The organism is Alteromonas lipotrueae (assembly GCF_019249215.1).
GTDB classification, from domain to species: Bacteria; Pseudomonadota; Gammaproteobacteria; order Enterobacterales; family Alteromonadaceae; genus Alteromonas; species Alteromonas lipotrueae.
The window spans coordinates 271,276-283,904 of record NZ_JAESDI010000004.1; the positions used below are offsets into that span (position 1 = coordinate 271,276).

Consider the following 12,629-nt stretch of genomic DNA (forward strand, 5'->3'; position numbering starts at 1 on the left):
CACTCGCTGGGTAACACTGAAGTTTGCCTTACCAATTAGTGGAGTTATCCCCGAGGGTGATGGCTGTGAATGAGCGTTTGTAAGCGCTCTGTCGCCACATGCGTATAGATTTGGGTCGTCGACAAGTCGCTGTGCCCCAACAACATCTGCACAACACGCAAATCGGCACCATGATTGAGTAGATGTGTGGCAAAGGCATGACGCAAGGTGTGTGGAGACAGGTGCTGTTCAATGTTGGCTTTCACAGCATAATATTTAATACGATGCCAAAAAGTTTGCCGCGTCATTTTTTGACCACGTTTACTCAAGTAGACATAGTCTGATTGCTTAGTCGCGAGTACAGGGCGGGCAGTCTTAATGTAAGTTAACAGCCATTCTATAGCGTCTTCGCCAAGTGGCACTAACCTGTCTTTGTTACCTTTCCCGGTAACCCGAACCACGCCTTGCTGCAAACTTACCTCGCTCATTTGTAAACCGATAAGCTCACTAACTCGCAACCCTGTAGCATAAAGCACTTCCAGCATGCTTTTATCACGACATTCTATTGGGTCTTCTACTATCGGGGCTGCGAGTAAATCTTCGACTTGGCGTTCACTTAACGAGGCAGGCAAAGATTTTGGTAGTTTGGGGTTTGATAAGGAAGATATAGGGTTATCTACCCGTATTTGCTTACCGATTAAATACGTATAAAAGGCCCGTAATGCACTCATTGCACGTTGTGTGCTTCGTGCTGAGAGTCCCTTGTCGTGGCGGTAAGCCAAGTAGTCTTGCATCATTTCGGTGGTCAGTACCGCTATGTCTTTAATGCCTTGGTTATTACAGAATATAGCCAGTTTAGTTAGGTCGGTACGATAGCTTTGTTGAGTATGATCAGACAGCCCCTTCTCAAGCCAAAGCATGTCTATGAAGCCATCGATATGCGCCTGACTCACGGCAGGCACATAGGTAAGATCACGCTTCATTAAAAGCCACGCATTTGTTTTATAAGCTCGTAGGCAGACTGAATATCTTGGGTCTTTTTCTTCGCCATTTCCATGGCTTGTTCAGGCAATCCTTTAGATACAAGCTTATCGGGATGATGCTCTGCCATACGTTTTCGGTAAGCACGTTTAATGGTTTTTTCATCATCAGACCCAGTAACGCCCAAAATACGATAAGCATCATCAAGAGATTGTTTTTCAGTATAGGCGCTTTGTTGCGAAGAACGCTGCTGGCCATTGGAGCCTTGTCCATTGGGGCCACTTTGTCCGCCTCGCTGCCTAAAGCGTATTTCAGCTTCAAACATGGAAATCAGATAATCGAGATCTCGGCGCCTAAAACCCAGTGGCTTCGCTACTTTTTCTAGTACCACATACTCTTCTTGCGTTAACTTACCATCGGCAAATGCCGCTTGAATCAATATTTCCAAGAAAACTTGTAATATATCTCTGCGACCATGGCTGGCCTCGTACAACCCTTTCAACGTATCAGTAATAGGGAAGTCTCTGGCTTTACCTTCACGAAACGCTTCTTGCGCTTCTTTGCGCGCATCACCGGTTAACTTCATGTCATCCATCAGCGCTGTGGCGATTTGAATTTCACGGCTTGTTACTTTGCCATCGGACTTCGCTAAATGACCCAGCGCCGAGAACAAGCTATGAAAGAATACCGCTTGTTGCTTCATGCTATTTTGATCGGTAAAGAAGCGGCCGAATCCGCCAAGTTGATTAAAGTCTTGGCTGTAAGCCTTATCAAAGAAATGCCCTACGATTAGCCCTAAAATAGCACCGGGGATTTTTAAAAACATAAACCCAAAAAGTACACCAAGGATTTTCCCCCACACGGCCATGTCTGCATTCTCCTGTAATCAATAGCGCATTGTTGATGATGATTTGCACCTAGCCAACGCCTGAAATCGTTGTTTAAGCACTATGATCTGCAAGCCCTATAAGGCTATAAAAATAACGTCATCATTAGAAGTAGGTATAGCTTGACGCTTTTCAAGCTAAAAACTCGTCTATTCACTTCATTAATTGAGTATTTTTTTATCCAATAAGTCAGTAAATATGCGGTAAATCACTATTTAGATAAAGAGAAATACGATTTTTTTAATCCAATGGTTGGTAAATACAACAGAAGTGCTTAGAATTGACGGCGAATTACATTGCGTTAACTGCCAACGCTACTAGGTTGGCGTATTATTAACTCTATGCAGAACTATATGTGCGCCTTAAGGTCACATCATTATAGTGTAAGCAACGAATAACAAAACAGGCCATTCACCACCGCATGAAAAAGACCTGCGCCATGCTTGTTTCCGCGACTTTGTCTACTCACGTCGCGTTTGCACAGGAAGCTAATCCAGAATCAGTCTCACCGCTAGCCTTTTGCTCGGTGGAGCCCATTGTCTTTAAAAGCTCTGCACTTATGCCTAAGGGGCATGTAAAGGTGGAAGCCAACCGAACTGAAATCATCGAAAATAAAGTGGCACTGTTTTCAGGTAATGTTGATATTACGTCTGATAGCGCCATCATTAGTGCGTCTCAAGCACAAGTCAATGGCAATGGTGAAGACGTACTGGCAAAAGGCGATGTGCATTTTCGCGATGCACAGTTAAGCGTAGAAAGTGATGCGGTGTCGCTTCGTTCAAAAGAAGAACGCTTAGAAATGCAAAATACCCGTTATCAATTGACCGGGTTTGTTGGACAAGGTGCTGCCGAAGACATATTGGTTGATACCAATGAAGGTATTATTTTACAGGAAGTGAGTTTTACTACCTGCCCTGAAGGCCATGAAGATTGGATGATTCGGGCAAGTGAGATCAGTATTGAAAAAGGCACAGCATGGGGTAAAGCGAAACATACTCGGTTCTATATTGCGGATGTTCCTGTTTTCTACCTTCCTTATTTTGCATTCCCTGTAAGTAATGAACGTCAAACGGGCTTATTGTTTCCAGAGATAACAAGCTCTAGCAATGCAGGTATTGATTACACTCAGCCGTTCTATTGGAATATAGCCCCTAATTTTGACATGACCATTTCGCCTCGGGTGATGACCCAGCGTGGTGTTCAGCTAAATACAGAGTTTCGTTACCTAACTGAAAAAAGTGAAGGAACGGCTTACGTCGAGTACTTGCCAAGTGACAGTGATATTGACGGCTCACCCGATCGATACTTCTACCGTTTACAGCACCAAGGGCAACTTAATGAAAATTGGGTGTTGGGAGTAGACTTCAACGGATTAAGCGATGATAACTATATTGTCGATTTAGGCTCTGATTATTATAACAGCGCAGATACACACCTTTACCGTACCGTAAGCCTGGGTTATTACACCCGTGATTTAACGGTAAATATGCAAATAAAAGACTTCGAAATATTGGGTGATACCGCCGATAGTTACCGTGCGTTACCAGAAGTTAAGATTGATTATCGCACGCCTTTTGGTCGCTATTTCGAATTTAGTGTGAACTCTGAACTAGCGTATTTTGATAACACTTCCGAAACCGCACCAACAGCAACCCGCTTTCATGTAGCCCCTACCCTTGCTATGCCTATTCGTGCTGCATGGGGTGAATTTGTTGCTGAAACCACCGTGTTGCAAACTGTCTATAAACAAGAAAATATTCAAGATACTGACTTAGAAGAAAATGTAGAGCGTACTTTAGGTCAAGCTCGCCTATTCGGGGCGCTGTATTTCGAAAAAGATTCTTCATGGTTTGGTAAAGATACCGCCATGACGTTAGAACCTAAAATTCAGTATCTTTACACCTCGTATGAAGACCAAACAGCGATTGGGCTGTATGACTCAACGCCTCTGTTAACCGACGTTGAAGGGTTATTCAGAGGACAAGAATTTACCGGATTGGATAGAATTTCAGATAACAACCAAGTTACCCTCGGCATAACCAGCCGAATATTGGATAAAAACAATAGGGAACAATTTGTACTTAGCTTGGGTCAGATATTCTACCTTGAAGATAACAAGGTCATTGCCGCGACTAAAAATCAAGACCGTTCGGCGCTAGCCGCTGAGATGGACTGGCGGTTTAACAAAAACTGGTACGCCCATTCTGATATTCAAGTGACCACCGACACCGACAAAGTTGACTTAAGCAGTGTTGGCTTAGAATATCGACAAGATGCAAAGCGATTTATTCAGTTAAGTCATCGATATGTTCGTGATTTAAGTGGTGAAACCATTGACCAAGTGGGAATATCGGCGAGTTGGCCGATTGCTGAAAACTGGCAATGGGTGGGTCGAACTTACCGTGACATTGAGCGCGACCGCAGTATTGAGACTTATGCAGGTATCCAGTATGAATCCTGCTGCTGGGCAATACGATTAGTGGCAGAAAGAAGTTTAAGTAACCGCTACGATTCATCGGGAGAGCAATCTACCGACGATTTCGATACTGGTGTGTCATTACAATTTATATTCAAAGGTATCGGTACGTCTGGTACACAAAGAAGCATGTTACAAGATGGCATGTTTGGCTATCGTCAGCCATATAGTTTAAATTAATCCGTTGTAGCGTAGGGAGTAGCCCTACGTTAAGCATTAACCAATAATAAAAGAGTGAGTATGAAGTTCATAATCCGGGCCTTGTTAGTCAGTGCAGTGTTGTCGTTTAGCAGCTACGCGCAAGAAGTAATGCTTGACCGCGTAGCGGTTATTGTCGATCAGGGTGTTGTACTTCAAAGTGAAGTAGATGCACTGATGAATGACGTTAAACGTAACGCAGAGGCAAATGGGCAAGACCTTCCTTCTGACCGCGCACTGCGTACTCAAGCCATTGAGCGTTTGATCACCAAGAGTCTTCAGTTGCAGATGGCACAAAGAATGGGTATACAAATAAGCGACCCACAGCTTGAACAAACCATTGCAAATATTGCTGCAAACCAAAATACCACGGTCGATGAATTACGCAGACAATTGCGTTTAGAAGGCATCGCTTATGAAGATTACCGTGAAGATATACGCGAAGAAATCGTGATGGGTGAAGTCCGTCGCGCGAATGTTCGTCGCCGTATTTATATTACCGATCAAGAAAGAGAAACCCTTATTGAACTCATGGAACAACAAGGTGCAGAACAAGAAGAATACCGTCTAGGCCACATTCTTGTTGGTTTCCCATCTGATCCTTCTGACGACCAAATCAATGCAGCAAGAGAGCGAGCAGACAAAGTACTTTCTCTATTAAATTCTGGGTCAGATTTTGCTAAAATAGCTATCGCATCATCATCAGGTAACGAAGCGTTAGAAGGTGGTGACATGGGTTGGCTGAACATTAACGCTATGCCTACCTTGTTTGCTGAAGCGATTCAGGGTAAAGCAAAAGACGAGCTAGTCGGCCCTATCCGAAGTGGTGCTGGTTTTCATATCTTGAAAGTATTAGATACTCGAGGCATTGAAAAAGTCACTATTGAAGAGGTTAACTCTCGTCATATTCTCGTTAAGCCTTCAATCATACTTAGTGAAGACAAAGCAAAAGCGATGCTAGTTAAGTTCAGAACTCAACTTGAAGCGGGTGAAGTTGAATTTGAAGAGCTCGCTAAAGAACATTCAGAAGATCCAGGTTCAGCCCTTAAAGGCGGCGAACTTGGTTGGTCAGATCCAAACAACTACGTACCAGCTTTTAAAGACGCCCTTGCGCAATTATCAGCCGGTGAATACAGCGACCCAGTACGTTCAGTACACGGTTGGCACTTAATCCAATTAATCGATAGACGTGTAGACGACGCAACAGAGCGCCGCAAAGAAGACAAAGCGTATCAGCTTATTTTCAATAGAAAGTTTGCAGAAGAAACGGAAAACTGGTTACGTGAAATGCGCGACGCTGCCTACATTGAAGTTATCGAGTAATATATAGAAGCATAAATGACACCGATAAAAATTGCAGTAACACCAGGTGAGCCCGCCGGTATTGGGCCAGACTTAATCATAAAGCTGGCTCAAGAATCATGGCAGGCTCAGTTAGTAGTATTCGCCGATGGCGAAATATTAGAGACCAGAGCGAAAGCACTTGGTTTACCGCTTACATTGCTTCCTTATGATGCATCAAACCCGCAGGTTCAGCCCGCGGGTTCGCTGTTTATTAAGCAAATAGATAAAGCCGCCGATGTGGTTGCCGGAACCCTAGATAGCGAGAACGGTTTATACGTAGTAGAAACCCTTCGACAAGCATGCCAAGCAAACATGGAAGGTGACTTTCATGCGGTAGTCACCGGGCCGGTGCACAAGGGCATTATCAATAAAGCTGGCGTATCTTTTAGTGGCCATACCGAGTTTTTTGCTTATCAGTCCAATACGATTGATGTTGTCATGTTGTTGGCAACAGAAGGCTTAAATGTCGCACTAGCAACTACTCATATTCCTTTAGAATATGTGTCTCGCGCCATTACTAAAGAACGCCTTCACAAAGTGCTCCATATTATTAACACCGACTTTAAACTAAAATTTGGTGTTCGCAATCCGCATATTTACGTGTGTGGGCTTAACCCCCATGCAGGTGAAGATGGACATATTGGCACAGAAGAAATTCAAACCATTATTCCGGCGCTAAACGAGTTACGTGAAGAAGGGCTAAATATTACCGGGCCACTTCCTGCCGATACTATATTTCAGCCTAAATATCTGGAAGATGCAGACGTTGTGCTAGCGATGTACCACGACCAAGGCCTTCCCGTGCTAAAATATAAAGGGTTTGGTGCTTCGGTTAACATTACCCTTGGCCTCCCATTTATAAGAACATCCGTCGATCACGGTACTGCACTCGATTTAGCAGGCCATGGTAATGCCGATCCTGGCAGTTTCAGAAAAGCATTGGAAAAAGCCATTGAGCTTGCACATCATCAACAATGAGTAAAACACATTTAGGCCACACGGCCAGAAAACGCTTCGGACAAAACTTCCTACACGACGATTATGTGATTGGACAAATCGTGTCGGCCATTAATCCGCAACACGAACAAAACTTGGTTGAAATAGGCCCCGGATTAGGCGCGCTCACCGATCCAGTTTGCGATGAAGTTGAAGCACTTACCGTTATCGAGCTTGACCGAGATTTGGCTAAGCGTTTACGAGAACATCCGTTTAACGGCGATAAGCTAACTGTTATTGAACAAGACGCGATGACCATGGATTTCACTGAGCTGGCTAAAACTATGCACGTGAAAGATAAAGGGTTGCGCGTTTTTGGTAACTTACCGTATAACATTTCAACACCGCTTATGTTTCACCTGTTCTCTCACGCAGCGTGCGTAGATGACATGCACTTCATGCTACAAAAAGAAGTGGTGAACCGTTTAGCCGCAGGGCATGGCTCTAAAAGCTATGGTCGATTATCGGTAATGGCGCAATATTATTGTAAAGTTATGCCGGTACTCAATGTACCACCAGGTGCCTTTAAGCCACCCCCGAAAGTTGATTCTGCGGTAGTACGTCTAATCCCACATAAAACACCGCCAGTGGATGTGGTATCAGTGGCTACCCTTGAGCGAGTATGCGCACAGGCGTTCAATCAACGTCGCAAAACAATACGAAATTCGCTGAAAGAAAGTCTTACTGAAGCACAAATCAGCGCGCTGGGTATAAACCCAACCGTAAGGGCTGAAGTACTATCCTTGCAGGATTTCGCCACATTAGCGAATGCAGTATCAGCGTTAGAAGAAGCACAAGAAAATTAAAGTTAGCTTATGAATGAGTCTGAAATTAAGGTGCGGGTGAAAACCCGTCACCTGCCCGAGCACCTCCCCTCTGATTCGCCACAATTTGCGTTCGCTTATCACGTGACCATTGTGAATGACAGCCAAGAAACGGTTCAACTTATTAATCGTTACTGGCAAATTACCGATGCTAACGGTAAAACATCAGAGGTGAGCGGCTCAGGTGTTGTTGGAAAACAGCCTATATTAAAACCAGGCGAAGATTTTGACTATACCAGTGGGGCTGTACTTGATACCCCTGTAGGTAATATGCAAGGCTATTACGAAATGGAGCGTGAAAACGGGGAACGTTTTCGAGTTCCGATTGAAGTATTCCGTTTAGCGGTTCCCAACATTCTTCACTGATTTTTGAGATTTATGACTTATCGCAACACCTTCGTCGTGGGTGATATTCAAGGCTGTTATCGCGGGCTACAGCAACTGCTGGAGAAAGCCGAATTCTCTGCGGATAAAGATAAACTCTTCGCCGTTGGCGACCTAGTTGCCAGAGGCGAAGACTCGTTAAGCACCTTAAGGTTTCTAAAAAGCTTAGGTAGCAGTTTCGAGACAGTGCTAGGAAATCACGACCTTCACTTGCTGGCGGTAGCGAACAACATTCGCAAACCTAAGAAAGCTGATAACCTTGAGCCTTTACTTAATGCTCCCGACTTAAAAGCACTACTCGATTGGCTTCGTCAATTTCCCTTAGCTAAAAAAATTAATGCTAACCATACCATCGTACATGCCGGTCTCTACCCACATTGGAGTACTGACACCCTCGTCAGCTTAAGCGATGAAGTTAGCAAACAGTTACAAGCGAAGCACTATACTGACTTTTTAAAAAACATGTACGGCAACACACCGGTCACGTGGTCTGATAAACTTGAAGGTGTACCACGAACCCGCTTTATTGTGAACGCATGCACTAGAATGCGCTTTCTAAACGCAGATAATAGTTTAGAGTTTGAGACCAAAACCCACCCTGCTCAAGCTTCGAAATCGGTTACGCCTTGGTTCAAGATAGACAATGCTCACCTCCAGGCGCAAGAACAGGTTCTTTTCGGTCATTGGGCTGCACTAAACAGCGAGACGCAAGATAATCGTTTTGTCGCGCTAGATACCGGGTATGTTTGGGGTCAAGAAATGACCATGCTGGATATCAATACAGGTAAACTCATCAGAGTACATGCGTAATTTGCTTAATTGATGCAGCAGACTACTAAATCGCATATTCTTGTGCTTTACTTGTTAACTTAATGGCTTACCTGCCGATACTTTGGTTATATACGTTAGTCTATAATCCCATTACCGTTCATGTTATACATTTTAATACCTTCCTCTAGGGCATTGGGGTGTATTTTGGACGTAGTGCGGGGTAGTATCGTCACGCAAAAAAATAAAAAATAGTCTAGGAGTTTCAATGAAGATTACAGTAGCCACTCGCGTAATCGGCGGTTTTGTAGCAATTACTTGTCTACTGATTGTCATTAGCGTTGTTTCGTTGTTCAACCTCAATTCCATCGGTTCAGCAACCGAAGAGGTAAATGACATAGCGCTTCCTACAGTAGCGGGTAGTAACGCCCTAAAAGCGAACTTCCTAAACATGGGTAGATTGACGTTCGAAGCCTATATTGAAGAAGATTTATCGGGTCTTCAAGAAAAGCGCACAGCATTCAATAAAAGCCGAGATATGTTCGAAGCTGAATATAAAAAGCTTGCCAGTGCAGTTGCCGACGAACCTGAACTTCAACGTAAATTGAATAGCATTCGTGCCTCCTATGACAATTACATAAAGAATGTTGAAGCGGTTTATCTGAATCACCAAAAATTTATGGACATTCGCAACACCATTGACGATCGACTAGGTGACGCTGAAGATAACGCTGACGATGCATCTACTTACTTACTAGACTTCTCTGACCTAGATACAGTGCAAAGCGATCCTAACCTTAGACGCGCAGCCGACATTGGTAGTCAACTAGAAACCTCACTACTCTCTCTACTTACCGTTTCATATGAATACGTAAAGACCGAAACTATCGTACGCTCACAAACCCTAGGTAACGAAGTTGACTTGGTGGTAGACAAGGTTGCTACTTTGCTTAGTGATATGGGCCAAGCAGCTGGACAGCGAGATCAATCTGGTACCCTTAGCGATATTAATGAATTGGTAAACGGTGCCCTAAACGCTATTAAAGCCAGTGACGGCGTTATGGCGCTGCATGTAGAAAGACTAGAGCGCAGAAATGATTCTGAAAGTGCGCTGAATGCGTCAGATAAAAATATTGCGAACGGTATTGTGGAACTTGAGCAGCTTCTCGCCCTTGCAGATGCCAAAGCAAAAGACATCGAAAACCAAGTTAACAGCGCTATCACTACAGGTAATATTATTATTAGTGCAGTGGTTATTCTCTCTATCGCGATAGCTATCATTATTGGTTACATAACAGTACGCGCGATTACTCGCCCGCTTTACCGCGTGAACGAATTACTTACCGTGGCATCATCTGGAGACTTAACACATCGCCTAGACGATTCTGCTCAAGATGAGTTTGGCTTATTAGCTAAAAACTGTAATAACCTAATTGGCAACCTCAAAGAGCTGATTTCAGGAATTAATACCCGTGCAGAGCAACTTGCCGCGGCATCAGAACAAACCTCAGCCGTTACCGCGCAAACCACGCATTCAATTCAAGATCAAAAGTCACAAATTGGTCAAGTGGCAACGGCCACTACAGAAATGCATTCTACCTCGCAATTGGTAGTGCAAAACGCTGAAGATACACTGAGTCAAATTCGCCATGCTGACGCAGAAGCTGAAAATGTACGTCAAATCTCGCTTGAGAATAAACGTATTATCGAAATTCTTGCAAAAGACGTACAAGACGCAGCAGATGTTATTAACAAACTTCATCAAGACAGCGCCAGCATCGGTGGCATTCTTGATGTTATCCGCGGCGTGGCCGACCAAACTAACCTTCTAGCCTTGAATGCGGCCATTGAAGCTGCACGTGCGGGTGAGCAAGGTAGAGGCTTTGCGGTAGTTGCTGATGAAGTACGTACGCTAGCGAGCCGTACGCAACAGTCTACGCAAGAAATTAACGCTATGATTGAGGTGCTTCAAGCGGGTGCTGAACGCGCGGTATCGGTAATGAATCAAGGTAAAGAGCAGACCGTAGCGTGTGTCGAGCAAACGGAAAAAGCGACTCAGGCGCTTGATATTATTTCTGAAGCTGTACATAAAGCCCACGACGTAAGTTCTCAAATTGAACAATCAGCACGTGAGCAAAATACCGTGTCTCAAGAAATTAGCGAGAAGCTTGAAACTATCGTTAATATTGCTGAAGAAACTACGTCGGGTGCTCAGCAAACCTCTGACTCTAGCCACGAAGTGGCAAGGCTTGCTGAAGAACTACAGCAATCTATCCGTCAGTTTAAGGTATAACACCACATTGGGTATTTAGTGTCATTGAATACTCTACGTTAAATGAAAAAGGGAAGGTTAACACCTTCCCTTTTTTGTATATGAAAAACACATAACACGCTACTCAAAGAGCGCTTTATGTAAATCCTTCACTATTTTATCGCTGTCTGTTTCATTCACTAGGAATGAAAGGTTGTGCGGGTTAGCACCGAAACAAATCATGCGTAAGTTAAAGTCAGATACCGCAGCAAAAATCTTGCTAGACACCCCAATTGCGGTTTGCATGTGGTTACCCACCACCGTGACTAAGTCGTAACCGTTCTCTACTTTCACATCACAGATAGTTTCAAGTTCTGCAATGGTTTCTTTATTTAAGCGCTGTGCCACTGAATTGGCAGGATTATCTAAGGTAAACGACACCGAGATTTCTGATGTAGTCACCAAGTCCACACTTAGCTTGTGCTTAGCAATAATGGCAAAAACCTGCTGTAGGAAGCCCTGTGCGTACATCATCTTAGGTGTTTTCACTGTTACCATAACTTGGTCTTTACGGCGAGTAATGGCACGATAAGGTGGCTCTTCCACGCAATCTCGAACAATCCAAGTACCGCCTTTTTCTGGCTCTTTACTTGAACCTACAAACACTTTAATGTTTTTACGAAGGGCTGGTTCCATGGTGGCAGGATGCAGTACCTTAGCACCAAAGGTCGCCATCTCAGCCGCTTCCTCAAAACTAAGCTCTGGCAATGGGCGAGCCGCAGCAGTAATACGTGGGTCGGTGGTATAAACCCCTATCACATCGGTCCATATTTCACAGGCATCGGCATCTAAGGCTTCAGCAATAAGCGCAGCCGTAAAGTCAGAACCGCCACGCCCCAATGTAGTAGTGCGACCTTCATCATCGGCGCCCACAAACCCTTGTGTAACCACAATGGCATTTTCAATTTCAGGGGCCAGCAATTGCTTTGCCAAAGCTTCAATAGTGTCTATCTGTGGCACTGCTTCACCAAATTCACTGTCGGTGCGCAAGACTTTGCGTACATCGAAGTTCATGGTAGTCACATTTTGTTCGGCTACTTTTTGTTCGGCTAAGACTGCACTGAACATCAATGACGACATGCGCTCACCCATAGAAAGCAACTGATCTTTCAAATCGTTTCTATGTAAAATCTCTTCGTGGAATGCTAGCGATTTCATTTCATCTAGCAAATCATTTAGCTTGCTTTCAACCGAGCTCTTATCTGCAAGCTTGTTGAGAATGGCAAGTTCAATATCAACAATAGATTGGCAAGTAGATTCTATTTGCTCTTGGGTAAGTGGGCTGTGCGCTAAATTCACCAGGTGGTTTGTCACCCCTGCTGATGCGCTGACTACCACGATACGGGTCGCACTGTTTGAGGCAACAATTCGCGCACAGTTTTGCATCACTTCATAGTTCGCAACACTGGTTCCGCCGAACTTGGCGATGGTTAAAGCATTTGCCACGATTTTACTCCGAATTTCTTTTACCGAGCATACTG

General features: G+C 44.2%; 10 protein-coding genes. 7 read left to right on the forward strand and 3 right to left on the reverse strand.

Features of this window, described 5'->3' with window-relative positions; translation table 11 throughout:
- Window positions 1-44: 44 nt before the first annotated feature.
- The gene (gene xerD, locus JKP82_RS06145) at window positions 45-962 is read right to left on the reverse strand and encodes a site-specific tyrosine recombinase XerD (protein ID WP_159528788.1); all 918 of its coding nucleotides are present in this window, start codon (window positions 960-962) and stop codon (window positions 45-47) included.
- Complete coding sequence (djlA, locus tag JKP82_RS06150) at window positions 962-1,828, reverse strand: co-chaperone DjlA (RefSeq protein WP_159528786.1); 867 nt, start codon at window positions 1,826-1,828, stop codon at window positions 962-964. Before djlA ends, xerD begins: the two co-directional genes overlap by 1 nt.
- Window positions 1,829-2,268: 440 nt before the next feature.
- On the opposite strand from djlA, the gene JKP82_RS06155 reads away from it, so the two are divergent.
- The 7 genes from JKP82_RS06155 (at window position 2,269) to JKP82_RS06185 (ending at window position 11,130) form a co-directional block, all read left to right on the forward strand.
- Entirely contained in the window at window positions 2,269-4,503 is a 2,235-nt protein-coding gene (locus JKP82_RS06155) for an LPS-assembly protein LptD (protein WP_218396231.1), read from the forward strand.
- A gap of 54 nt (window positions 4,504-4,557) precedes the next feature.
- A complete protein-coding gene (gene surA / locus JKP82_RS06160; protein ID WP_269748487.1) occupies window positions 4,558-5,844 on the forward strand; it encodes a peptidylprolyl isomerase SurA in 1,287 nt (428 codons plus the stop codon).
- 15 nt (window positions 5,845-5,859) lie between these two features.
- Window positions 5,860-6,843: a 4-hydroxythreonine-4-phosphate dehydrogenase PdxA gene (gene pdxA, locus JKP82_RS06165; protein ID WP_013785394.1), complete on the forward strand. Its 984-nt coding sequence runs from the start codon at window positions 5,860-5,862 to the stop codon at window positions 6,841-6,843.
- Window positions 6,840-7,667: a 16S rRNA (adenine(1518)-N(6)/adenine(1519)-N(6))-dimethyltransferase RsmA gene (gene rsmA, locus JKP82_RS06170; protein WP_218396233.1), complete on the forward strand. Its 828-nt coding sequence runs from the start codon at window positions 6,840-6,842 to the stop codon at window positions 7,665-7,667. The genes pdxA and rsmA overlap by 4 nt, the downstream gene beginning before the upstream one ends.
- Window positions 7,668-7,676: 9 nt before the next feature.
- Window positions 7,677-8,051, forward strand: a complete 375-nt coding sequence (gene apaG, locus JKP82_RS06175; protein WP_013785396.1) for a Co2+/Mg2+ efflux facilitator ApaG/CorD — start codon at window positions 7,677-7,679, stop codon at window positions 8,049-8,051.
- Window positions 8,052-8,063: 12 nt separating this feature from the next.
- Window positions 8,064-8,879, forward strand: coding sequence for a symmetrical bis(5'-nucleosyl)-tetraphosphatase (locus JKP82_RS06180; RefSeq protein ID WP_218396235.1), 816 nt, complete (start codon window positions 8,064-8,066; stop codon window positions 8,877-8,879).
- Between the two features lie 226 nt (window positions 8,880-9,105).
- Window positions 9,106-11,130: a HAMP domain-containing methyl-accepting chemotaxis protein gene (locus tag JKP82_RS06185; protein WP_218396237.1), complete on the forward strand. Its 2,025-nt coding sequence runs from the start codon at window positions 9,106-9,108 to the stop codon at window positions 11,128-11,130.
- 99 nt (window positions 11,131-11,229) lie between these two features.
- On the opposite strand, the gene lysC is transcribed toward JKP82_RS06185, so the two are convergent.
- A complete protein-coding gene (gene lysC, locus JKP82_RS06190) occupies window positions 11,230-12,594 on the reverse strand; it encodes a lysine-sensitive aspartokinase 3 (protein WP_218396239.1) in 1,365 nt (454 codons plus the stop codon).
- Between the last annotated feature and the right edge of the window lie 35 nt (window positions 12,595-12,629).